This window comes from Streptomyces sp. NPDC059010, from assembly GCF_042740355.1.
In the GTDB taxonomy this organism is placed as follows: Bacteria; Actinomycetota; Actinomycetes; order Streptomycetales; family Streptomycetaceae; genus Streptomyces.
The window spans coordinates 1-22921 of the sequence record NZ_JBHYJA010000009.1; the positions used below are offsets into that span (position 1 = coordinate 1).

Here is a 22921-nt window from a genome sequence, read left to right on the forward strand (position 1 = left end):
GGCGTCCACGCCCAGACCGTCCGCGCGCCCCGCCCCCCCCCCGCCGGGCGCCGGCGACCTCCCGGGCCCAGGCGTCGATCCGGCTGTAGGGCGTGAACCGGCCGCCGCAGGTGACGCCCGCGGTCGCCGGGGCGGTCGCCAGCTGCGCGACGACCAGGTCGAGCAGTTCCGTGCGGGAAACCGGTGCGCCCGGCGTCACAGACCCGTCCCGCCGCCGGCCCGATCCAGGGGCACACCGAACAGCCGCCGGGTGGCGCCCACCGACGCGGCCACCTTCTCGTAGGCGTTCTCCGGGTCGGCGAACGGGCCGACCACTACCGCGACCAGCGCGTCGTCGGACTGCCGGGCGTTGCTCACCTCGGCGGCGAAGGCCGCCATGTCGCTCACCCCGGTGCCGGGCGGCAGGTGCTCGTGCCAACGCCCGTTGGAGTCGGAGAAGTTGACGGTGTCCAGTCGGCCCTTCAGGATCCTGATACCACTCGGGTGGATCGCGCGGACCACGAGGTGGGAGGTGTCGACGTTCGCCGACAGTACCGGTGAGGCCACATCGTCCAGCATCTGCAGCAGGGAGTACGTGTCGTTGATGTACGCGGTCTCCAGCGCCTCCGGTTCCAGGCTCACCGTGATCGAGTGCTGCTCCGCGTAGTCGCACAGACGGCGCAGGTTCTCGACGACCAGCTGCCACTGCAGCTCGTTCGACCAGTTGCCCTTCCAGACCCACTCGCCCAGCAGGACCTTCACCCGGCGCGCGCCGACGCCCCGGGCGAAGTCCACCTGGGCCTTGGCCCACACCAGGTTGAAGTCGCGGACCGCGTCGCGCGGGTCGCCCAGCCCGAAGGCGGGACAGGCGACCAGGTTGATCGGGATGTCGGCCTTGTAGGCGTCGTCGCGCAGCTGGTGGATCCTCTCCTCGGGGAGGTCATACGCCTCCACGACGACGCTGATCCACTCCGCGCCGGCCTCCGCCGCCGCGCGCCACGCGTCGATGCCGGTGTACGGCGAGCCCAGGTACGCCTGGTCGACGACCAGGCCCACGCTGGCCTTCCAGGGCTCGGCACTCGCCTCGGGGGCTGTCTCGGCACTCTGGTCGACGGTCTGCTCGGTCATCCGCGTCCTTCCTTCCCCGTGGCCGCCACGCGGCTACGGACCATGGTCACGAGATCCATCTGCGGCCCGATCAGCGTTCCCTGTGTTCCGCCGCCGGGGCGGGGGGACAGCGGCAGCCGGGACACCGGGACCCCCGGGTCGGCCAGGGCGGCGGCCAACAGAGTGGTGAAGTCGTCATGCAGCGCCGCGACCGTCTGCCGCGGATGGACGGCCGGGTCGAACTCGATCACCCCGGTCGGCCGGCCGCTGCCCGCGGCGACCAGCACGGTGAGGTCGAACGCCGCCCTGCCGAGCGGAGGGACGGGCAACTCGCGCCACTGGCCCACGGATTCGGCCGGCCCGGTCGGCAGCACGCTGAACGCGAGCTGCGTCAGCGGCCGGCCGGCACGGCTCACCGAAAGGCCCCGGACCAGGCGGTCGAACGGCGTCGCCTCGCACCGCATGCCCTCGGTGAACTCCTGGCGGACCACGGCGCAGAGCTCTGCGAAACTCGCGGACGCCCGGACCCGGCAGCGCAGCGGCACCGTGTTCAGGAAGTAGCCGACGGTCCGGTCCAGTTCGGCGCCGGAGCGCTGGGTCAGCGTGGTGCCGATCAGGAACCGCTCCTGACCGGACCAGCGCCGCACGGTCTCCTGGAAGGCCGCGAGCGCCAGAAGGAACGGCGTCACCCGCAGCTCCCTGGCCCGTCGCGGCAGCAGTTCGCCGACGCTCTCCGGGAACACCAGGTCGAGCAGCCCGCGCTCGCTGTCCGGTCCGGTCCGCGCGGCGTCGCCGGGCGGCGGCGCGCCGAGCCGCAGCTGGGTCGGGTAGCCGCGCAGGTCCGCGATGCGCTCCGACTCCGTCCGGCGGGCCTGATCGGTGTCGAGCGCTTCCCTCTCCCAGGCCGCGAAGTCCGCGAACTGGAGGGGGACTTCGGGAAGCCGGACGTCGGTCCCGGCCTCGACGGCGTCGTAGGCCGTGGCCAGGTCCTCGACCAGAATCGCCAGGGACCACTGGTCGATGGCGATGTGGTGGACACAGAGCAGGAGCGCGTCGCCGGAGGCCAGTCCCTGCCACACGACGCAACGCAGCGGCGGTGCGTCCTCCAGATCGAAGGCCGCGGCGGACCGGGCCCGGGCGTCGCGCAGCACGAAGCTCTCGTCATCAAGGCTCGCGGCATCAGGGCGGTCGCGCACATCGACCACCTCGACGTCGACCGGGCCGGGATCCGCGATCCGCTGTACCGGCCCGCCGTCCCGCACGGGGAAGGTGGTGCGGAGCATCTCGTGACGCGCCGCGACCGCGGTCAGGGCGGCACGGAGGATGCCGACGTCGATCCCCTGCGGTCGCTGTATCAGCGTGGGTATGTGATAGGTCGTCGCCTCCGGATCGGCGGCCCGCAGGAACCACAGCGACTCCTGGGCCGACGACAGCGGGGCCGTCCTGGCCGCGCGACGCGTCGGCACCGGCCCGAACTCGCCCTTCACCGTGCGGCGTCGGTCGGGTCGAGGAGGCTTCGGCTCAGGTCTCTGAGACTGTCCGCGAACAAGATCTCCGCGGGGTTCAGCAGGACGTCGGACGTCAGTGCCTTGCGCAGCCGGCTCGCCGCCTGCAGCGCCAGGATGGAGGTGCCGCCGAGGTCGAGGAAGTTGTCCTCGGGCTTGACCTGTGGAAGGTGAAGCACGCCTGCCACGACCTCGCACAGGAGGGCGCAGAGTTCTGATTCCGGCTCGGCGAGGTCTGTCGCGACGTCGGCAACCGCGTCGCCCGGGGCGGCGCCGCTGCTTGCGCCGTCCGCGACGTCGGCTGCGGTCGCGATTGCGGACTCCGCCAGGCCGGCCAGCAGCCCGGTCCGGTCCACCTTCCCGTTGGAGTTGATCGGAAGCGTGGGGAGCAGCCGCCACCGGTGGGGGACCATGTACTCGGGCAGGGTCTGGCGCAAAGCCTTGGTGAGACCGGCGACCAGATCGGTGGGATCGGCCTCGGCGGTGGGGGCCGCGAAGCCCACCAGGTGCGCCTCCGGTCCCTCGCCCACCCGCTCCACCACCACGGCTGCGACCAGACCGGTGCGCAGTGCGGCGGCCTCGACCTCGCCCAGTTCCACCCGGAAGCCGCGCACCTTGACCTGGCGGTCCACGCGGCCCTGGAAGGCGTAGGTGCCGTCCGGGAGGAGCCGACCCAGGTCACCGGTCCGGTACAGCCGCTCGCCGTCCGGCAGGACGACGAAGCGCTCCGCCGTCAGCTCGGGCAGGCCGAGGTAGCCCAGCGCGACCTGGGGACCGCCGATGCAGATCTCGCCGATCTCGCCGGACGGCACCGGTCGCAGGTCCGCGTCACGCAGCGACAGTGTCGTCGACTGGACCGCCTTGCCGATCGGGACCCGACGAGCGTCGCGCAGCTCCTCGCCTCGGCACACGTGCGAACTGGCGAAGGTGGCCGTCTCCGTCGGGCCGTAGACGTGCACGAGCTCGCGCGGCGGCTCCGTCGCGCAGATCGCACGCAGTGCGCCCGGGTCCACGACGTCGCCGCCGAAAATCACCGACCGCGCCGAGGCGAAGGCCCTGGGATTCTCCAGGACGATCATCTCCAGCAGCGCCGTGGTCAGGAACAGGGTGTCGATCCGTTCCCCGGCCAGCACGGCGGCCCAGTCCGCGATCGGGATGTCGACGGCATCCGGCAGGACCACCGCGGTCCCGCCGCCGGCCAGGGTGGTCCAGACCTCGAACAGGATGATGTCGAACGCCGGGTTCCCCAGGCACGCGACCCGCAGGCCCGGTTCGAAGCGGACGTAGTTCGGTGCGGTGGCGAACCGCTCGACGGCACGGTGCGGAATCATGACGCCCTTCGGGCGGCCCGTCGAGCCCGAGGTGAAGCCGATGTAGAAGACGGATTCCGGGTCGGGGGCGGGATCCGGGACCGGGGTGCCCGGGTCGCGGTCGGGCAGACCGGTGACCACCGGTGTCCGTGTCGGCGGCAGCGCTGGACGCGGATTCGGTGCGGCCAGGATCACGGCGGGTTCGGCATCGGCGAGGATGCCGTCCACCCGCTCCGGCGGGGCCATCGGGTCCAGTGGGATGTAGGCGGCCCCGGCACGGATCACGCCGAGCACCGCGACCACGAAGTCGACCGAGCGCCCCAGGGCCAGCGCGACGCGGTCTCCGGTACCGATCCCGCGGCCGGCCAGGTCGGCGGCGAGCCACCCGGACCGCTCCCAGAGTTCGGCATAGCTGAGCGCCTCGCCCGCGGTGTCACAGACCGCCGGGGCGTCCGGGTGGGCAGCCACCCGCTCGTGGATCAGCGTGGTGATTCCACGCGGAGACCAGTGGTTTCCGGGCAGGTCAGAAGCATGATCAGAAGTCATCCTTACCACTCCCCCGTGCTGTGGACCGACTTCGAGAACGCCGAGCAGCCCCGATGAGGGCTGTCGAGATCAGTGATTCATCGCCAGGAATCCTGATCCGGCATCATTCGGCATTCGGCGTCATCCGGCGTCCTCCGTGAAGACGACTCACGATCGTGCTCGCCCTGGCCGGGCGGCACCAGGAAACTCGGGCGGCAAACTCAGCCGGCCGCAAGGCCGAATTCCCGTCCACACCGCGTCGAACATGCCTGCGAGTTGCCGTATTCATGCCTGGTCCGCACGATCCGGCACCGGGCATCATCGGGCGCCATGGGTAACGGATCGCCGCTGACGCGACTTCTCGCCAGACCGTCGGCACCGTCGGGGCCCGTACAGGAACCGACCGGGCAGAAGCAACTGAATGTGGTCGTGTCGGGGACCGAGTCCGATGCGCACACCTGGAACCTGGTCTTCCTCCAACTGCTGCTTGAGGAGTCGGGGCATCACGTCCACAATCTCGGTCCGTGCGTTCCCGCGACGGTCCTCGCGGCGGAGTGCTCACGGCTCCGTCCCGACCTGCTCGTCCTCGGGACCGTCAACGGTCACGGGGCCGAGGACGCGTTGACAGCCATCGAGCATCTGCGGGCACCGGGCGCGCCGGCCGGGATGCCTGTCGTGATCGGCGGCAAACTGAGCACCTCCGGCCGAGGACGGCAGGATGCCGAGCGCCTGCTGTCCGCCGGGTTCGACGCGGTGTACTCCGACGACCCGAGTTACGACGACCCGACTTCCGACGACCCGAGTGTGATCGGCGAATTCGCTTCCTTCGTCTGCGCGTTGGCCGCCGGGAAGTCGTGATGGCCCGCGCCGGCCGGCCGTCCGCGCCGCCTTCGTTCGGCGCGTACGTCGCGGCCGCACAGGCCGCCGGCCGGCTCGTGGTCCAGCCGAGGATGGGATTCAGCGATCCGGTCGAGATGCGGGCCGGGCTGATGGCCACGAAGTCTGCGGCGGCGACCATGGCGGGCACGATCACCGTCGACAGTTACACCCGGCTGGGCCAGCACGAAGCCGCACGGAGGGCGCTGGCGCACGGTGCCCGGCTCAACGGATATCCGATCGTGCTGCGCGGACCGGCGACGACGGAGTCTGTCCTGCGAGGCGTCATGGACCCGGATTTCCCGGTCCAGGTCCGCCACGGCGCGCCCGACCCGCGTGCGATCGTGTCCGCACTGATCGCCGCCGGGCTCGACGCGACCGAGGGCGGTCCGGTCTCCTACTGTCTGCCGTACGGCAGAACGCCGCTCGACGCCTCGGTCACGGCCTGGTCAGCGGCCTGCCGGGAGCTCGCGGCACTGGCTGAGACCGGTCGAAGGCCGCATCTGGAGACCTTCGGCGGCTGCATGCTCGGCCAGCTGTGTCCGCCGAGCATGCTGGTGGCGCTCAGCGTCCTGGAGGCGTGCTTCTTCCGCCACCACGGCATCACCGACGTCTCGTTGAGCTACGCCCAGCAGACGAGCCCGGATCAGGACCTGGAGGCCGTCAGCGCTCTGGCGCGCATCGCCGAGGAGCGCCTGGGCGACATCGATTGGCACATCGTGGTGTACGCGTACATGGGCGTCCACCCGCAGACGGCAACCGGCGCGCGCCTGTTGCTGCGCGAGGCGGTCCGGCTGGCGGTGCGGACCGGATCGGCGCGGCTCATCGTCAAGACGGCTTCGGAAGCGTCGCGGATCCCCACGGTCGCCGAGAACGTCGACGCACTCGAATACGCCGCGGCCTTTGCCGAGGACCTGCGGCGCGACGCGGCGAGCCACGGCGCCGTCGTGCCCGTCGAGAGCACCGTCGAGCGAGAGGCACGGGCCTTGGTGGACGCGGTGCTGGGGCTTGAGCCTGATGTCGGCCGAGCGCTGCTCACCGCATTCCGTTGCGGATACCTGGACATTCCGTTCTGCCTGCATCCTGACAACGCCGGACGCACACGCGCGGCCATCGACTCCGACGGTCGCCTGCAATGGACCGCTCTGGGCGCACTTCCGATCAGCGATATCACCGACATCAACGGTGCTCGCCCCATGCATTCCACGGAACTCATGACCGCACTCACCTATGTGCGGCGCCGATACGACCGGGAATCGCCACGAATCCTCTGACCGTGACCTCCTGTGATCTACGTCATACAGGGATCCTCATTGCCATCCGGTTGTTGATTACCGAATGAAGTCATCCCTGCCTGGAGGGCATCGAAGGGCAGGCGAGTTGACGCCAATCTTTACTAACGCCCGGTGATCAAGGCCTCATCGAGGGTTGACGCCCGAGGTGCAGGCGGGAAGCCTTGGCAGTGCGGTTGTTCGTGATCAGTTCATTGCGAAATGACGTACCGGGGGCCCGTGAGTACTTCTGATTCTCGATGCTGGATGGATTACTGCGCTAGTTGGTGCCTGCTCGATCTCAGGACCTGGGGCCGAGGGTGTGCATGATGAGACATGGCAATACCCTCGGGGGATTACTTGCCCGGCAACGCCTGGATGCGGGTTGGTCCCAGGAGGAACTCGCTGATCGCTCGGGAGTGAGTGTACGAACTGTCAGGAACATCGAGACCGGTGCGGTCCAGTCGCCCCGGAACTCGTCGCTGTCGCTCGTGGTGGCGGCTTTCCAGGCGGCGGGTCTCTTCGAGGCGGAGTATGTGCTTCGGGATTTCACCGATAGAAACGGGATAGAAAGCTCTGTAGCCCTTTCCGGTCGGTCGGCAGGGGTGTCGACGGCGAACGGCGTGCGTGCCGGAGACGAACACGACTGGCTGGTGGGGCGGAAGAACGACATCTCCCGCATGTGCGACAGTCTGCACCGGGACCGGTGGACCACCTTGGTCGGACCTGGAGGCGTCGGCAAGACGAAGTTGGCGTTCGCCGTCGCGGACCGTCTGCGAAGTCAGTTCGCAGGAGGCGTCTCGGTCGTCCACCTCGGAGAGACGTCCGACGACCACGACGAGACGGCTATCTGGCACACGGTCTGCAAGGCTTTGCTGACCGAGGGATCGCCGGGCGACGGTTCCGCAGCGATGCGACGGCTGGTGGTCATCGACAACATCGAGCACCTGCAGACGCCCACGGTCCGGGCGTGCCAGCGGCTGCTGTCGGAGTTTCCTGACTTATGGATCCTGATCACTTCTCGACATGCTGTGGCCGCAGCCGGGGTCAAGACGGTGGAGGTCCGTCCGCTGTCCGCGGTCGATGCCGAGCGGCTGTTCCTCTACCGCGTGCAGGCCGCATGCTCGGACCTGGACCTGACCGACCGCGGGTCCGCTGTCACGGAGATCTGCCGCAAGCTGGACGGACTGCCGTCCGCGCTGGAGGTGGCGGCGCTGCGGCTGCGCTCGTTGTCGATCGACACATTGCTTGAGGCGCCGGTTCGTCAGATCGTCGCCCAACCGAGCATTGCCGGCCTTCCTCATCAGCGCACCCTCGTCAAGAGCGTCACCTGGAGCTACGGGATGCTCGGGGAGGAGCAGCGCCGCCTTCTGCACTGGCTGTCGGCGTTCCCCGAGGCCTTCACGATCAAGGATCTCCTCGGCCGTCCGGATCGGGAGGCCGTCGTCGACGACTTCCCGCATCTGGTCGACATCGTCTCCGACCTCGTCGATCGATCCATGCTCCAGGTCTGCCGCGAATCGGAGTACCGCTACTCCATGCTGGGGCACATCCGTGAAGTGATCCGCATCCTCCAGTGATCGGACGCGGCAGTGTCCGGGCCGGCGCGACGCCGTGTTGCCGCAGCGCCGTGGGCCGGCCGGATCGGGCGGTCAGGACGGCTGGACTTGGTCGAAGAGGGCGAGGGCTTCGGCGGGGTCCGGGCTCACGAGGCGATCCAGGCCTGCCGTCGTGATCTTCGCCCACCGGCCGGCCCGTACCCACATCTGTTCCTCGAAGGCGCGGACGGCCTCGTCCAGATCTCCCGGGCCGGTGGCGATGGACTCGGCGAGTTCGGCGCCTTCCAGCATCGCGAGGTTCGCGCCCGCCCCCAGTGGGGGCATCAGGTGGGCGGCGTCGCCCAGCAGCGTCACCCCGGCGACGTGGGTCCAGGTGTGTGACACGGGCAGGACGTGGAGGGGGCGGTGGACGAACGCGGTGCCGTGGCGGAGGAGGTCGAGGACGGGAGCGGCCCAGCCGTCGAACAGAGTCAGCAGGCCTGATCGCACGGCCTCGGCGTCGGCCAGGTCCAGGTTCGTGTGCCAGTCCAGCGGCGCGCGGAACTGGGCGTGCACCTTGACGTGGCCGCCGCTGTTGCGCTGGGCGACGAGCGCGCGGTTCACGCCGTACACGGCCAGGGAGCCGTCGCCGATCAACCGGGCGAGGTCGGGGTGGCGGGTGTCGACGTCGTCGAGGGAGGTCTCGACCGAGGTGACGCCTGTGTAGTGCGGCGTCACCGGTGAGAGTGCCGGGCGGATCCGGGACCAGGCGCCGTCCGCGCCGACCACGAGGTCGTACGTCTCCTGTCGCCCGTCCGCGAAGTGGACCAGTGCGCCGTCCCGGGTCCCCGGCACCACCTGCGTCACGTCGCGGCCCCACTGGACGTCGAGAGGGCCGAGCAGCAGGTCACGGAGTTGCCCGCGGTCGATCTCGGGATTGGCCCGGTCATCCGGGCGGGGCCGCCAGTCGCGCAGGACGGTCCCGTCGGTGTCCAGGATGCGCATGGCCTGCCCCTCGGGACGGGACAGCGCCTGGAACTCCGCGAGCAGCCCCGCCTTGTCCAGTGCGAGCTGGCCCATCCCTTCGTGCAGGTCCAGCGTGCCGCCCGGGGGGCGGGCGTCGGGGGCGGGATCGCGTTCGAGGACGGTGACGGGGTGGCCATGGCGGTGCAGGACACGGGCGAAGGTGAGGCCGCCGGGGCCGCTCCCGACCACGGCGATGCGATGTCTCATGCCGATACACTGTATTTTCCCGATGCGGTGTATCGCAAGGGTACGGTGTGACCATGACTGTGTGGGACCGGCCGGAGCCGCCGACTCGGCCTGCGCCGCTCGACCGGGAGCGGATCGTGGCCGCCGCCATCGCGCTGGCCGACGAGGGCGGGCTGGAGGCGGTGTCGCTGCGCAAGGTCGCCGCCCGGCTGAACGCCGGCCCGATGCGGCTGTACGGATACATCTCCACCAAGCAGGAGCTGTTCGACCTCATGGTGGACGAGGTCCAGGCAGAGATGCTCCCCGGGGAGCAGGCCGGTGACTGGCGGGAGGCGCTGCGCGGCCTCGCCCAGCGCACCAGGCAGGCCGCCCTCCGTCACGAATGGCTGGCCGACCTGCTCGGCGGCCGCCCGGCCCTGGGCCCGAACGGCCTCGCCGTGACCGAGGCCACGCTGGCCGCCCTCGACGGCCTCGCCGACATCGACACCGTCATGCGTGCCGTGGAGACCGTCAGCGCCTACTCCACGGGAGCGATCAGGCGCGAGATCGCCAACCTGCGGGCCGAGCGAGCCACGGGCCTGTCCAAGCGGGACTGGCAACGTGCCTCCGGCCCGCATGTGACGAGGATGCTGGCCACGGGCCGCTTCCCGGCGCTGGCCAAGGCCGTGTACGACGGCACGGACGTGGACGCCGAGACATCCTTCGCGACCGGCCTGGACTGGGTCCTCGACGCCGTGGCCGCCAAACTCACCGGGCCGCCGGCGTGACGCCCTGCTCTTGCCGAATGTGAGTGAGGTCGGGGTGTCGGTGGCGGTGTCCACGGGCCGTGCGAGCTGGCGCCGCCACTACTTCATATGCTTCGTATGCTGAGCCATTGGCACAGACATACCGGCCCTCACCAGTCCATCGGCGGCCAACGGGCCACATGCGGAGGAAGGCAGACCACCATGCCCGTCGACGAGCTCGACACCCGCATCCTGCGACTGCTCCTGGAGCAGCCCCGCACGAGCGTGCGCGAGTACGCCCGCGTCCTCGGTGTCGCCCGCGGCACGCTGCAGGCCCGGCTCGACCGGCTGGAGCGGGACGGCGTGGTCACCGGCACGGAGCCGACGCTCTCCCCCGCCGCCCTCGGCCACCCGGTGCTGGCGTTCGTGCACATCGAGGTCACCCAGGGCCATCTCGACGACGTGGGCGACGCGCTCGCCGCCGTACCGGAGATCGTGGAGGCCTTCTCGATCACCGGTGGCGGGGATCTGCTGACCCGCGTCGTGGCCCGCGACAACGCCCACCTGGAGGACGTGATCCAGAAGCTGATCAGCCTCCCCGGCGTCGTCCGCACCCGCACCGAGGTGGCCCTGCGCGAGCGTGTCCCGCACCGGCTGCTGCCGCTGGTGGAGTCGATCGGGCGGGCGGCGGCCCGGAAATGACCTTTGGCATCCTGGGGCCATGAGCGGTCTCAGCGGCACTTCGGTCATCTTCGATCTCGACGGAACGCTCGTGGACAGCGAGCCCCACTACTACGAGGCCGGACGCCAGGTCCTGGCCGCGCACGGGGTCCCCGGCTTCACCTGGGCCGACCATGAGCGGTACGTCGGCATCAGCACGCTGGAGACGGTCACGCTCTGGAAGCGGGAGTACGGCCTTCGCGCCTCCGTCGAGGAACTGCTCGCCGCCAAGAACCGCCGCTATCTGGAACTCGCCCGCACCTCCACACGCGCGTACCCCGAGATGGACAAGTTCGTGGAGCTGCTGGCGGCCGAGGGGGTACCGATGGCCGTGGCCTCGGGCTCGTCCCCCGAGGCCATCACCGCGATCCTCTCCGGCACCGGCCTGGACACCCATCTGCGCACCGTCGTCTCCGCCGACGAGGTCGAGCACGGCAAGCCGGCCCCGGACGTCTTCCTCGAAGCGGCCCGCAGGCTGGGCGTCGCACCGGGCGACTGCGTCGTCGTGGAGGACGCGGCCCCCGGCGCCGCCGCGGCGCACGCCGCCGGAATGCGGTGCATCGCGATCCCGTACGTGACCGCACAGGCCGACGCCCCGGAGTTCGCGACGGCCGGTCTCCTACTGCCCGGCGGGCAGCGGGAGTTCACGGCGCGGGCGGCGTACGACTGGCTGTGCGGGACGAGGCAGCGGTGAAGTAGCCGCGAAACAGGGCTCAACTCGAACCAAAACGCTCCAGACCCGTTGACCCTCACCTGTCTCCTCCCTATCGTCTGGTCGACTGTTCGCACATCGTTCGCAATACCGAACATGCGAAACCGGCGACCCCGCCCCCCACTTGGAGGAGCACACATGGCACCGCCCCTCTCCAGACGATCCCTTTTCCAGGCCGCCGCCCTCGCCGCAGCCACCCCCGCGCTCAGCTACCCGGCAACCGGCCGGGCCACGGCCGCAGTTGAGGCCCCGCAGACCGCGGCGGCGGCCGCGGCCGCCGCTCCCGGCGCCTGGTCCGTCCAGCCCTTCGCCCTCGACGACGTGGCTCTCCGCCCCGGACTCTTCGCCGACAAGCGGCAGTTGATGCTGGACCACGCCCGTGGCTACGACGTCAACCGGCTGCTCCAGGTCTTCCGTGCCAACGCCGGGCTCGCCACCGGCGGCGCGGTGGCGCCCGGTGGCTGGGAGGGGCTGGACGGTGAGGCGAACGGCAATCTGCGCGGTCACTACACCGGGCACTTCCTGACCATGCTGTCGCAGGCCTATGCCGGCACCGGTGAGCAGGTGTTCATCGACAGGATCCGCACGATGGTCGGCGCACTGACCGATGTGCGCGCGGCGCTGCGCAAGGCTCCGGCCGTGCTCAGCGTGGCGGGGAAGTTCGGGACCGCCGTGGAGAACGTCCGCGGTTCCTACCAGTACGTCGACCTGCCCGCCGCCGTCCTCGGTGGCGCCTCCGCGGTCACCCTGTCGGCCTGGGTGAAGCCCACGCACGACGGCAACTGGGCGCGGGTCTTCGACTTCGGCAACAACAACACCCGGTACATGTACCTGGCCGGCCGCAACGCCGGCGGTGTGCCGCGCTTCGCCATCACCACGAGCGGGCCCGGCGGCGAGCAGGGCATCAACGGCACCACCGCGCTGCCCCTCAACCAGTGGAGCCACCTCGCCGTCACCATCGCGGGCGGCACCGGGACGCTGTACGTCAACGGCACCGCGGTGGCCCGGAACACCGCGATGTCGCTGACCCCGGCCGCGCTCGGCACCCTCGCCAACAACTGGCTGGGCCGCTCCAACTTCGACACCGACCCCGTCTTCCCGGGCGCCTTCGACGAGTTCAACGTCTGGTCGCGCGCCCTGACCGCCGCCGAGATCACCGAGCTGCAGAGCAGGCGGGCCGCCGACAGCGCGGCCGGTCGCGGCAACCTGGCGTCGTACGCCTTCGACGAGACCTCCGGCGGCACGCTCGCCGACGCCTCCGGCCGCGGTCTCACCGCCACCCTGCGCCGCACCTGGGGCGGGCCCAGCCACCCCGGGTTCCTGGCGGCGTACCCGGAGACCCAGTTCATCGACCTGGAGTCCCGGACCACCAGCGACTACACCAAGGTGTGGGCGCCGTACTACACCGCGCACAAGATCCTCAAGGGCGTCCTGGACGCCTACCTCGCCACCGACGACGCCCGGGCCCTCGATCTCGCGTCCGGCATGTGCGACTGGATGTACGCACGGCTGTCCAAGCTGCCCGAGGCCACCCTCCAGCGGATGTGGGGGCTGTTCTCCAGCGGCGAGTTCGGCGGCATCGTCGAGGCGATCTGCGAGCTGCACACGATCACCGGCAAGGCGGAACACCTCGCGCTGGCCAAGCTGTTCGACCTGGACCGGCTCATCGACAACTGCGCGGCGAACACCGACATCCTCGACGGACTGCACGCCAACCAGCACATACCGATCTTCACCGGGTACCTGCGGCTGTACGACGCGACCGGCGAGCAGCGCTATCTGGACGCCGCCCGGAACTTCTGGGGCATGGTCGTACCGCACCGCATGTACGGCATCGGCGGCACCAGCACCGGTGAGTTCTGGAAGGCGCGGGACGTGATCGCGGGCACGATCAGCGACACCGACGCCGAGACGTGCTGTGCGTACAACATGCTGAAGCTGAGCCGCACCCTGTTCTTCCACGAGCAGCAGCCGAAGTACATGGACTACTACGAGCGGGCCCTCTACAACCAGGTCCTCGGCTCCAAGCAGGACAAGTCGGACGCCGAGAAGCCGCTGGTCACGTACTTCATCGGGCTGACGCCCGGGCATGTGCGGGACTTCACGCCCAAGCAGGGCACGACCTGCTGCGAGGGCACCGGCATGGAGAGCGCCACCAAGTACCAGGACTCGGTGTACTTCAAGGCCGCCGACGGCACATCGCTGTACGTCAACCTGTACAGCCCGTCCCAGCTGACCTGGGCCGACAAGGGCGTGACGGTCACTCAGACCACCTCATTCCCCCGGGAGCAGGGCACCACCCTCACCATCGGCGGCGCCGGCGCGGCCTTCGCACTGCGGCTGCGGGTGCCGTCGTGGGCGACCGCCGGGTTCCGGGTGACGGTCAACGGGAGCGCGGTCAGCGGTACTCCGACGCCGGGCAGCTACTTCAGCGTGTCGCGGACGTGGCGGAGCGGGGACACCGTGCGTATCTCGATGCCCTTCCGGCTGCGGGTGGAGAAGGCGATAGACGACCCCTCGCTGCAGACGCTCCAGTACGGGCCGATCAACCTCGTCGGCCGCAACTCCTCCACCACCCACCTGCAGTTGGGCCTCTACCGCAACGCCGGTCTCTCCGGCGACCTGCTGCCCTCGCTCACCCCGGTGAGCGGCAAGCCGCTGCACTTCACGCTGGGCGGCACCGAGTTCGCCCCGTTCTTCGAGGGCGCCGAGAACCCGACCCACGCCTACTTCCGGCGCTCCGAACCCCGGGTGGTCTTCGGCAACACCGACTCCGGCATCGCCAACCCCGCCAAGTCCGACGGCACCACACTGCTGGACGAGATCTGGGCCGGGGCCCCGTTCGGCACCAAGAACGCGCTGGTCGCCCGCGTCCGGTCCACCGTGAACGCCTGGGTGGGCGCCGGTCTGCTCAGCCAGGCCGACGGGCAGACGGTCGTGCGTACGGCCGAAGGGGCGACATACGCCCCCTGATCCGCCGACCCTGATCCCCGCGCCGCGCGCCCGCCGCCCGACGCGGGGATCCTGGAGTCAGCAGCGGGCGCCTTCGACCACGAGTTGGGGCCATGACGATCGACGTGTCGGCGGAGCGGGTGATCCCGCTCCCTCCCGAGCAGGTGGCCGAGTACGCCATGGACTGGCGCCATGACGCCGAGTGGACGCAGGGCATCCGGACCGCCGAGCTGACCCGCGAGGCCGACGGGGGCGGTTTCGGGGTCGGCGCCGAGGTCACCCGGACCGCGTACTTCCTCGGCCGGCGCATCGACTATGTGCTGCGCGTGGCGTCGTACGACTTCCCCCGGCTGCTCGACATGGTGTCCGTGGCCGGTCCGATGCCGATGCACGTCACCTACGCCTTCGACCCGTACCCGGACGGCGACACCCTCGCCCGTATCCGCGTCCGCGGCGGCCCCGGCGGCCTGGCACGGCTGATGGCACCACTCATGGCCCGCCAGGTCCGCACCAACATCGGCAAGGACCTGCGCGACCTGGAACGCAGGCTGACGGAACACGGTCACGATCAGTGAGGGGGTCTCATGGCGTACGACGAAGGGCTCGCCCAGCGCATCCGTGAGCGGCTCGGCGCGGAGACGGGCGTCAGCGAGAAGAAGATGTTCGGCGGCATCGCGTTCCTGATGCACGGCAACATGGCCGTCGGCGTGAGCGGCGAGGACCTCATGGTCCGCGTCGGCCCGGACGGCACCGACGCGGCGCTGGCCAGGCCTGGCACGCGGATCTTCGACATGACGGGGCGGCCGATGAAGGGCTGGATCCTGGTCGCCGGGGACTCGCTCGCGGACGACGCGGTGCTCGGCGCGTGGATCGACGAGGGATGTGCCTTCGCGGCGGGCCTGCCGCCGAAGTGAGTCCCTTACGACCGGCGACGGGGCTTGCCGCGCCGGGCGCCCTTGGATCCCTGGGCTCGCTTGGATCCCTGGGTTGCCTTGGATCCCTGAGCTCCCTTGGTGTTCTTGGCGGCCGGGCGCTTGCGCTTCGGCTGCTCCGTGGCGGGCGGCGTCTGGGACGTCGTACGGCCCCTGGTGCTGTTGATCGTGCGGCCGCGGACGACGCCGATGAAGTCCTCCACCAGGTCGGTCGTCGCCTCCTCCGGCCAGGACAGGGCGATGCTCGACTGGGGGGCGTCCACGAGCGGCCGGTAGGTGAGGTCCTTGCGGTGGTGCAGGCGCGCCAGCGACTGGGGTACGACGAGCAGGCCGACGCCCGCAGCGACGAGCTCGACGGCGTCCGCGGTGGTCGCGGGGCGCTCGAAGGCCGGCTGTCCCGGGGGCCGCTCCCAGTCCAGGACGTCGTCGAGGGGGTGGAAGACGACCTCGTCGGCCAGTTCCTCGGCGGTCACCTCGTCGACCGCGGCGACCACGTGGTCCTTGGGGGCGACGACGACCGTGGTCTCGGTGTAGAGGGGGATCGCGCTGAAGAACGTACGGTCGACCGGGAGCCGTACGAAACCGGCGTCGGCGACGCCGTCCCGGAGCAGCTCGGGCGCCTCGGCCGCGGTGGCGGCGTGCAGGGTCAGGGGGATGTCGGGGAAGCGCTCCTGCCAGATCCGCACCCACTTCGAGGGGGTCACTCCGGGGACGTACGCGAGCCGGAACGACGGCGAGGCCTCCGGGGAGGGCGGGGGTACTTCCGAGCCTGTCACCTGGCCAGGTTACCGGCCGCGGCCGACGGCACGGGTCGGCGGGCGTGGTCGGCGGTCGTTCACCCAGTCGATACCCTGGGGAGCATGACGTCGCACCAAAACACCCAGACCATGAAGCCCGCGACCGCGGCGAAGAAGCTGGGTGTGTACCTCGAAGCCACCCCAGCCGAGTTCCAGGAGGGTGTCGTCACGCGCGCGGAGCTGAACGCGCTGCAGGCCGACCCGCCCGAGTGGCTGCGCGCACTGCGACTGGACGGCCCGCACCCGCGCCCCGTCGTCGCGCAGAAGCTGGGCATCTCCATCGCGGGGCTCGCCCGCGGCGGTGTCACCGAGCCGCTCACCACCGAGCAGATCGAGGCGCTGAAGCAGGAGGAGCCCGAGTGGCTGCTCAAGGAGCGCGCCACCCAGGCCGAGGTCCGCAAGGAGGCGGCCCGGATCAAGCAGCGGGACGCCGAGCGCTCGGCACAGGAGTCCTGACCCCGCCCGGGCCGCCCTGACCGGCCCAGGAACATCTTGCGCAGCATGGTCTCCGGGAGCAGATCACAGGCCGCCGTCGGGACTCGGGAACCCGACGGCCCGGACGGGGCTGGCGAGCACGGCGAGCAGTTCGCGAACCTCCGGTTCCCGCCCGGCCCTGATCGTGACCACCAGGAAGACGGCTACGGGCGCCCGCGGGCTGAGCACCGGCTGTGGCTGTGCACCGGCGAAAACCCGCATGCGAACGCACGTGTGGGTCTGGGACCATCCCGGAATGGTCCACCGTCTCGAACCCCTGGTCATCCGGCACGTCCACCGTCTCCCTTCCCCCGTGGGCCACGCCGGGGAAGGCGCCGTCGCGGCACGGCAGTTCGACGCCGCGTTGATGTCCGTGGGCTTCAAGCTCTCGGCGGAGCTGCTGACCCGGCTGTCGGGGCTGTCCGAGCGCACGGTCGTCGACACCGCCGTGCGCACCCTGGACACGGTCCGCGAGACGACCGGCGACCATGTGCGGCACAACGTCTACTTCATCGACTTCCCGGCCAATGTGCCGGACACGTACGACTTCTGGATGCGCTGCGTCGCCGAGGCGCTCGCCGACGACGCGGCGCGCCCGGGCGTTCTGGAGCAGCTGAGCGAGGGCGTCGTCGATCTGCTGACCCTGCCGTCGTACGGCCGCTACCAGCACACGTACGCCGAGATGCTCGGCCACCACGAGGAACTGATCGCGGCGGCGGGCGACCGGCTGACGGTGCTGCACGAAGGTGCCGACGCCGATGCCGAAGTGACCGCCCTGTACCTGGCGTTGGCGGGCAGCGCCACCCCGCTCGGCGAGGACACCCTGCGGGATCTGGAGGTGCTCGCCGAGGCGTGTGCCGGCGGGCCGCAGCCCGAGGAGATCCCGGTCCGGGAGAACCGTGCGGTGATCAACCGGGCCCGGCTGATGGCCGGTTCGGAGCCGCTGCTGGACACGGTCACCGATGTGCTGCGGCTGGCCTGCGCGTTGTCGGGCGGTGACGTGACGCTGCTGGAGCCGACGCGCTTGCGGGGGCTGTCCCGTCCGGTGCGCCGTGCTCTGCTGGCGGGCCTGGACGCGGTGGTCGCCGCCGCTCCGGCCAAGCTCGCGGACGTCGCCGCGCACCGCGAGGCGTGGAAGCGGCTCGGCGAGCGGCTGCACCCGCACGAGCACCCGCAGTGGCCGCACGCCGCCGACGTGTTCGCGGTCGCCCGGGGCGAGAAGCGGGCGCGTTCCTTCGACAGCATGGTCGAGGAACTGCTCGGCATGCAGGACGTCACGGGCGCGGTGAAGCTGCTGAAGTCCGCACCGGGCAAGCTGTTCCGCGCACTGGACCGGCTGCTGCGCATGGCGCTCACGCAGGAGGAGCGGGACGCGGTGGTGGCCGCCGCCGAGGAGGTCGCCCCGCAGGTCGCCGGACGGGTCGTGCTGTCGGTGCGCGAGCATCTGCACAACCGGGCCGGGGACACCGGCGAGCGCCGTGTCTTCGTCAACCGCCTCGGCCGCGCCTGGGTCACCGAGGACGACCGCCCGCCGGTGCTGCCGGCCGAGCGGGAACGCCTGATCGCCGCGCTCGACGCGGAGTTGCGGCGCCGGCTGCCGGCTCCGGGGCCCCTGCTGATCGACCCGGACGTACTCGACGTCGCGCTGCCGCTCAGCGGCAAGGCGGTCTCCTCCGGCCTCGGTGTGCTGCCGCGTGGCTCGCTCTCACCGGTCGACGGCGAGCTGCTGCGCTTCTTCGTGTACTGGAAGCAGAAGAGCCGGGACACCGACTACGACCTGTCGGCGCTGATGCTGGACGCCGACTACCAGACCGTCCGCTGGCTGTCGTACACCAACCTCGGTGAGCTGGAGGGCGAACACTCCGGCGACATCACCGAAGCGCCCGACGGGGCCTCGGAGTTCATCAACCTGCGGCTGGGCGCCGTGCGCGGCACCTTCGTGGTACCGCAGGTGAACCTGTACTCCGGTGAGGGCTTCGAGGAGGTCGCGGAGTCGTTCTTCGGGTTCATGCTGCGCGAGGGCGAGCAGCGGGGGCGTCCGTTCGAGGCGCGTACCGTGCGCATGAAGTCCGAGCTGCGCGGTCCCGGCCGGGTCGCGCTGCCGCTGGCGTTCCTGCGCGGGGAGGACGGGCTCTGGCGTGCCAAGTGGCTGCACCTGTACCTGAAGGGCAGCCCGACGGCCAACCAGGTCGAGGGGAACCAGGTGTCGGTGGCGACGCTGCTGCGCGGGATCATGGAGCGCGAGCAGCTGACGATCCGGTACCTCACCGGTCTGCTGGACGCCACGACGACGACCCTGTGGGACGGCAGGACGGTCCCCGAGGGTCCCGTGACCTTCATCGGTCTTCAGCGACCCGACGGGCTGCACCCGGACTCACGGATCGTGACCCCCGAAAATATGCGCGACCTGATCCCGGAGTGACTGGTAGCGTTCGCCGTGGCGAGGCCATGAAGGGGCTTCCTTCTCAAACTCCCTGAATTAGCCCTTTCGCTTTCCTCGCCACTCAACTCTTACCAGAGGTACCGGCGGCTCAGCTGTCGTAGTCCACCGTCAGCGTCTCCGACACCGGGTACGACTGGCAGGTCAGGACGTAACCCGCGGCCACCTCGGCCGGCTCCAGCGCGAAGTTGCGCCGCATGTCCGCCTTGCCGTCGGTGACCAGGGCCCGGCAGGTGCCGCAGACGCCGCCCTTGCAGGCGAACGGCAGGTCGGGGCGGGTGCGTTGGGCGCCGTCGAGGATGGTCCGCTCCCTCGGCAGGGCCGCGGCCGTGGAACGTCCGTCGAGGGTGATGGTGACCTGGCTGACGGGCCCCTGCGGGCCGCCCTCCTCGTGGTGCACCTCGCGCACGGGCTCGTCGTCGGCGTAGAACAGCTCCTGATGGACCCGCTCGTCCGGGACCCCGAGCCCCGCCAGCACTCCCTGCGCGTCCCGGACCATGCCGTGCGGCCCGCACAGCCACCAGTGGTCGGCACCGCGGACGTCGACCAGCGCCTCGATGAGCGTCGCGAGCCGTTCGGCGTCGATCCGGCCGGAGAGCACCTCGGCCTCGCGGGGTTCCCGGGAGAGCACGTGGGCGAGCTGGAACCGGGCCGGGTAGAGGTCCTTCAGGTCCGCGAGCTCGTCGGCGAACATCACCGTGTCGGAGCGGCGGTTGCCGTAGAAGAGAGTGACCGTCGAGCGGGAGTCGGCGGCCAGGACGGACTCGGCGATGGACATCATCGGGGTGATGCCGGAGCCCGCGGCGATCAGCACATGGTGGCCGGGCGTGGTGAGGTCGGGGGTGAAGGCGCCGGTGGGGGCCATCACCTCGACGGTGTCGCCGGGGCGTACGTCATGCACCAGCCACGACGAGAACAGACCGCCGGGCACGACCCGTACGCCGATCCGCGGGCTCGTCCCGACCGGCGAACAGATCGAGTACGAGCGCCGCTCGTCCCGCCCGCCCAGCTCGCGCCGCACCGTCAGCGACTGCCCCGGCTCGAAGGCGAACTCCTCGGCCAGTTCGGCCGGGATGTCGAAACTCACGGCGGCCGCGTCCGAGCACAGCGGCTGTACGGCGGCGACACGCAGGGTGTGGAAGGCCGGACGGCGGCGGGTGCGCGGGCGTACCGCGGCGGCCGTCTGTGCTTCGGTGAGGCCTTCCATTCAGATCTCCTTGACGTACTCGAACGGCTCACGGCAGGCGCGGCAGCGCCACAGCGCCTTGCAGGAGGTGGCGGCGAAGCGTGAGGTCTCCTCGGTGTCCGCCGAGCCGCAGCGCGGGCAGGTCACCGTGCGCCGGGTGGGGGACAGCACGAGGGCGACGGGGCCGCCGCGCGGTGCGGGGCCCGGCGGGGCGATGCCGTGCTCGGCGAGCTTGCGGCGGCCGACCGGGGTGATCCAGTCGCTGGTCCAGGGCGGATCGAGGACGGTACGGATCTCCACCTGCGCGTACCCGGCGTCACTCAGCCGCGCCGCCACGTCCGCCCGCATCTCCGCCATCGCCGGACAGCCCGAGTACGTCGGTGTCAGGCTCGCGACCACCGTGCCGTCCTCGGTGAGTTCGACGCCTCGCAGGACACCCAGGTCGGCCAGGGTGAGCATGGGCAGCTCGGGGTCCGGCACGGTCGCGGCGATGTGCCGGGCGCGCCGGGCGTCGAGCAGGGTGGTCACCATGTCGCCTCCGGGTGGGCGCGGGCCACGCCCTGCAACTCGGCCAGCAGCGGGGCGAGATGCTCGGTGTGCTCGCCGTCGCGGCCGGAGCCGGGGATCGGCCGGTACACCGGCATGGGCAGCCCGGCCGCCTCGGTCACCTGGCGCAGGACGGCGACGACCTCGTCGCGTACGTCGAACGCGGTGAACAACTCGCCCAGATACGGGGACACTTGCTCCTGCGCCCGGCGCATCCGGCGGTGCGACTCCGGTGTGCCGTCACCCAGGCGCACCGCCCACTCCGCCGCGTACTGCCGGTGGTAGGCCAGCTCCTTGACGCCCTTCGTCGCGATCGCCGCGAGCACCGGGTCCGGGTGCGACGCCAGCCGCTCGAAGTGCGCGAGGCGCCAGCTGGACAGCACCAGCAGCCGCACGGTCGAGAACGCGAAGTCGCCGTTCGGCAGTTCGGCCAGGCGTACGTTGCGGAAGTCGGCGGCGTCCCGGAAGTAGGCGTAGGCGTCCTCGTCGCGGCCGGTGCCGTCGGCCTGGCCGGCCCGGGAGTAGAGCAGGCGGGCCTGGCCGAGCAGGTCGAGGCCGATGTTGGCCAGCGCCACCTCCTCCTCCAGCTCGGGGGCGCGGGTGACCCACTCGCCCAGACGCTGGGCCGAGACCAGGGCGTCGTCGGCCAACGCGACGCAGAGGGCGGCCAGTCGACCGCCGTCGACGCCCTCGGGGACGGTGGTGTCCACTCCGTGCAGCGGGTCCTCGAAGCCGGTGCCGTAGGCCCAGCGGGAGTCGTCCTCGTGTCCCTCGGCGAGGGTCAGATAGACGTGGTCGTCACTCATGCCCTCTCCTTCAGATGTGCGGGACGTCGTCGGGGATGTCGTAGAAGGTCGGGTGGCGGTAGACCTTGTCGGCGCTCGGCTCGAAGAAGGGGTCCTTCTCGTCGCGTGTGGAGGCGGTGATGTGCTCGGAGCGCACCACCCAGATCGACACGCCCTCGTTGCGCCGCGTGTACAGGTCCCGGGCGTGGGTGAGCGCCATCCGGTCGTCGGCGGCGTGCAGCGAGCCCACATGGACGTGGTTCAGCCCGCGCTTGCCGCGCACGAACACCTCGTACAGCGGCCATCCCTGCTTATCGGACGACTTCTCGGTGCTCATGCCACCGCTCCCTTCTCCGCGCGGGCGGCCTGCTTGGCCGCGTGGGCGGTGGCCGCCTCCCGCACCCAGGCGCCCTCTTCGTGGGCGCTTCTGCGCCGTTCCATCCGCGCCGCGTTGCACGGCCCGGCGCCCTTGATGACCCGCATCAGCTCGTCCCAGTCGGGGGTGCCGAAGTCGTGGTGGCCGCGCTCGGCGTTCCAGCGCAGCTCCGGGTCGGGCAGGGTGACGCCGAGCTTCTCGGCCTGCGGGACGGTCATGTCGACGAAGCGCTGGCGCAGTTCGTCGTTGCTGTGCCGCTTGATCTTCCAGGCCATCGACTGCGCGGAGTTGGGCGAGGCGTCGTCGGGCGGGCCGAACATCATCAGCGAGGGCCACCACCAGCGGTCCACGGCGTCCTGCACCATCTCGCGCTGGGCCTCGGTGCCGCGCATCATCGTCATCAGCAGCTCATAGCCCTGCCGCTGGTGGAACGACTCCTCCTTGCAGATCCGCACCATCGCGCGCGCGTACGGCCCGTACGAGCTGCGGCACAGCGGGACCTGGTTGCAGATCGCGGCGCCGTCCACGAACCAGCCGATCACCCCGACGTCGGCGAAGCTCACGGTCGGGTAGTTGAAGATCGACGAGTACTTCTGGCGGCCCTCGATCAGCCGGTCGGTGAGGTCGGCGCGGTCCGTGCCGAGGGTCTCCGCCGCCGAGTACAGGTACAGCCCGTGTCCGGCCTCGTCCTGCACCTTGGCGAAGAGGACCGCCTTGCGGCGCAGGGACGGCGCCTTGGTGATCCACTCCCCCTCCGGCTGCATGCCGATGATCTCCGAGTGGGCGTGCTGTGCGATCTGCCGGATCAGCGTCCTGCGGTAGCCGTCCGGCATCCAGTCACGCGGTTCGATCCGCTGGTCGCGCGAGATCGTCGCCTCGAAGTGCTCCTGCAGCTGCTCCGTCATCGATAACCAGCTTCCCAACCGACCGCTTCCCAACCGACCATTCGTTCG

23 protein-coding genes are annotated in these 22921 nt (G+C 70.6%); 11 read left to right on the top strand and 12 right to left on the bottom strand.

The window, feature by feature from the left end; translation table 11 throughout:
• From ACFWYS_RS11170 to ACFWYS_RS11185, 4 genes are all read right to left on the bottom strand, one after another.
• Window positions 1–199 (bottom strand): hypothetical protein (locus tag ACFWYS_RS11170; protein WP_384765880.1); only part of this gene is annotated, 199 nt, incomplete at its 3' end.
• Complete coding sequence (locus tag ACFWYS_RS11175; protein ID WP_384765882.1) at window positions 196–1107, bottom strand: sugar phosphate isomerase/epimerase family protein; 912 nt, start codon at window positions 1105–1107, stop codon at window positions 196–198. The genes ACFWYS_RS11175 and ACFWYS_RS11170, both read right to left, overlap by 4 nt.
• Entirely contained in the window at window positions 1104–2552 is a 1449-nt protein-coding gene (locus ACFWYS_RS11180) for a condensation domain-containing protein (protein ID WP_384765884.1), read from the bottom strand. Before ACFWYS_RS11180 ends, ACFWYS_RS11175 begins: the two co-directional genes overlap by 4 nt.
• 17 nt (window positions 2553–2569) lie before the next feature.
• Entirely contained in the window at window positions 2570–4447 is a 1878-nt protein-coding gene (locus tag ACFWYS_RS11185; RefSeq protein ID WP_384765886.1) for a non-ribosomal peptide synthetase, read from the bottom strand.
• Between the two features lie 408 nt (window positions 4448–4855).
• On the opposite strand from ACFWYS_RS11185, the gene ACFWYS_RS11190 reads away from it, so the two are divergent.
• The 3 genes from ACFWYS_RS11190 (at window position 4856) to ACFWYS_RS11200 (ending at window position 8153) form a co-directional block, all read left to right on the top strand.
• Window positions 4856–5284, top strand: a complete 429-nt coding sequence (locus ACFWYS_RS11190) for a cobalamin B12-binding domain-containing protein (RefSeq protein ID WP_384765888.1) — start codon at window positions 4856–4858, stop codon at window positions 5282–5284.
• Window positions 5284–6576, top strand: coding sequence for a methylaspartate mutase (locus tag ACFWYS_RS11195; protein WP_384765889.1), 1293 nt, complete (start codon window positions 5284–5286; stop codon window positions 6574–6576). Before ACFWYS_RS11190 ends, ACFWYS_RS11195 begins: the two co-directional genes overlap by 1 nt.
• A gap of 326 nt (window positions 6577–6902) precedes the next feature.
• Window positions 6903–8153 carry a helix-turn-helix domain-containing protein gene (locus ACFWYS_RS11200; RefSeq protein ID WP_384765891.1) on the top strand — a complete coding sequence of 417 codons (1251 nt, stop codon included), beginning with the start codon at window positions 6903–6905 and terminating at the stop codon, window positions 8151–8153.
• Window positions 8154–8225: 72 nt separating this feature from the next.
• Here ACFWYS_RS11200 and ACFWYS_RS11205 read toward each other — a convergent pair whose 3' ends face one another.
• The gene (locus ACFWYS_RS11205; protein WP_384765893.1) at window positions 8226–9344 is read right to left on the bottom strand and encodes an FAD-dependent oxidoreductase; all 1119 of its coding nucleotides are present in this window, start codon (window positions 9342–9344) and stop codon (window positions 8226–8228) included.
• A 53-nt stretch (window positions 9345–9397) separates the two neighbouring features.
• On the opposite strand from ACFWYS_RS11205, the gene ACFWYS_RS11210 reads away from it, so the two are divergent.
• The 6 genes from ACFWYS_RS11210 to ACFWYS_RS11235 all read left to right on the top strand — a co-directional run bounded on the left by ACFWYS_RS11210 (window position 9398) and on the right by ACFWYS_RS11235 (window position 15346).
• Window positions 9398–10090: a TetR/AcrR family transcriptional regulator gene (locus tag ACFWYS_RS11210; RefSeq protein WP_384765895.1), complete on the top strand. Its 693-nt coding sequence runs from the start codon at window positions 9398–9400 to the stop codon at window positions 10088–10090.
• Window positions 10091–10270: 180 nt separating this feature from the next.
• Window positions 10271–10750: an Lrp/AsnC family transcriptional regulator gene (locus ACFWYS_RS11215; protein ID WP_384765897.1), complete on the top strand. Its 480-nt coding sequence runs from the start codon at window positions 10271–10273 to the stop codon at window positions 10748–10750.
• A gap of 19 nt (window positions 10751–10769) precedes the next feature.
• Entirely contained in the window at window positions 10770–11462 is a 693-nt protein-coding gene (locus ACFWYS_RS11220; protein ID WP_384765899.1) for an HAD family hydrolase, read from the top strand.
• Window positions 11463–11618: 156 nt separating this feature from the next.
• Window positions 11619–14453 (top strand): beta-L-arabinofuranosidase domain-containing protein, encoded by a 2835-nt coding sequence (locus tag ACFWYS_RS11225; protein WP_384765901.1) that lies wholly within the window; start codon window positions 11619–11621, stop codon window positions 14451–14453.
• Window positions 14454–14545: 92 nt separating this feature from the next.
• A complete protein-coding gene (locus ACFWYS_RS11230; protein ID WP_384765903.1) occupies window positions 14546–15007 on the top strand; it encodes an SRPBCC family protein in 462 nt (153 codons plus the stop codon).
• A gap of 9 nt (window positions 15008–15016) precedes the next feature.
• Window positions 15017–15346 carry a TfoX/Sxy family protein gene (locus ACFWYS_RS11235; protein ID WP_384765905.1) on the top strand — a complete coding sequence of 110 codons (330 nt, stop codon included), beginning with the start codon at window positions 15017–15019 and terminating at the stop codon, window positions 15344–15346.
• A 5-nt stretch (window positions 15347–15351) separates the two neighbouring features.
• On the opposite strand, the gene ACFWYS_RS11240 is transcribed toward ACFWYS_RS11235, so the two are convergent.
• On the bottom strand, window positions 15352–16140 hold the full coding sequence (locus tag ACFWYS_RS11240; protein ID WP_384765907.1) for a LysR family transcriptional regulator substrate-binding protein: 789 nt from the start codon (window positions 16138–16140) through the stop codon (window positions 15352–15354).
• An 84-nt stretch (window positions 16141–16224) separates the two neighbouring features.
• Between ACFWYS_RS11240 and ACFWYS_RS11245 the strand changes: the two genes are divergently transcribed.
• A complete protein-coding gene (locus ACFWYS_RS11245) occupies window positions 16225–16617 on the top strand; it encodes a DUF5997 family protein (protein WP_384765908.1) in 393 nt (130 codons plus the stop codon).
• Window positions 16618–16680: 63 nt separating this feature from the next.
• Here ACFWYS_RS11245 and ACFWYS_RS11250 read toward each other — a convergent pair whose 3' ends face one another.
• Window positions 16681–16857: a hypothetical protein gene (locus ACFWYS_RS11250; RefSeq protein WP_384765910.1), complete on the bottom strand. Its 177-nt coding sequence runs from the start codon at window positions 16855–16857 to the stop codon at window positions 16681–16683.
• Window positions 16858–16891: 34 nt separating this feature from the next.
• Between ACFWYS_RS11250 and ACFWYS_RS11255 the strand changes: the two genes are divergently transcribed.
• Window positions 16892–19057 (top strand): hypothetical protein, encoded by a 2166-nt coding sequence (locus ACFWYS_RS11255; RefSeq protein WP_384765911.1) that lies wholly within the window; start codon window positions 16892–16894, stop codon window positions 19055–19057.
• A gap of 109 nt (window positions 19058–19166) precedes the next feature.
• Here ACFWYS_RS11255 and paaE read toward each other — a convergent pair whose 3' ends face one another.
• The 5 genes from paaE to paaA are packed head-to-tail and all read right to left on the bottom strand — an operon-like array spanning window position 19167 to window position 22873.
• A complete protein-coding gene (paaE, locus tag ACFWYS_RS11260) occupies window positions 19167–20282 on the bottom strand; it encodes a 1,2-phenylacetyl-CoA epoxidase subunit PaaE (RefSeq protein ID WP_384765913.1) in 1116 nt (371 codons plus the stop codon).
• Window positions 20283–20792, bottom strand: a complete 510-nt coding sequence (paaD, locus tag ACFWYS_RS11265) for a 1,2-phenylacetyl-CoA epoxidase subunit PaaD (RefSeq protein WP_384765915.1) — start codon at window positions 20790–20792, stop codon at window positions 20283–20285. It lies immediately after the preceding gene.
• The gene (paaC, locus tag ACFWYS_RS11270) at window positions 20786–21613 is read right to left on the bottom strand and encodes a 1,2-phenylacetyl-CoA epoxidase subunit PaaC (protein WP_384765916.1); all 828 of its coding nucleotides are present in this window, start codon (window positions 21611–21613) and stop codon (window positions 20786–20788) included. The genes paaD and paaC overlap by 7 nt, the downstream gene beginning before the upstream one ends.
• 10 nt (window positions 21614–21623) lie before the next feature.
• Window positions 21624–21929 carry a 1,2-phenylacetyl-CoA epoxidase subunit PaaB gene (gene paaB / locus ACFWYS_RS11275; RefSeq protein WP_384765918.1) on the bottom strand — a complete coding sequence of 102 codons (306 nt, stop codon included), beginning with the start codon at window positions 21927–21929 and terminating at the stop codon, window positions 21624–21626.
• Window positions 21926–22873 carry a 1,2-phenylacetyl-CoA epoxidase subunit PaaA gene (gene paaA / locus ACFWYS_RS11280; RefSeq protein WP_384765920.1) on the bottom strand — a complete coding sequence of 316 codons (948 nt, stop codon included), beginning with the start codon at window positions 22871–22873 and terminating at the stop codon, window positions 21926–21928. The genes paaB and paaA overlap by 4 nt, the downstream gene beginning before the upstream one ends.
• Window positions 22874–22921: the final 48 nt, after the last annotated feature.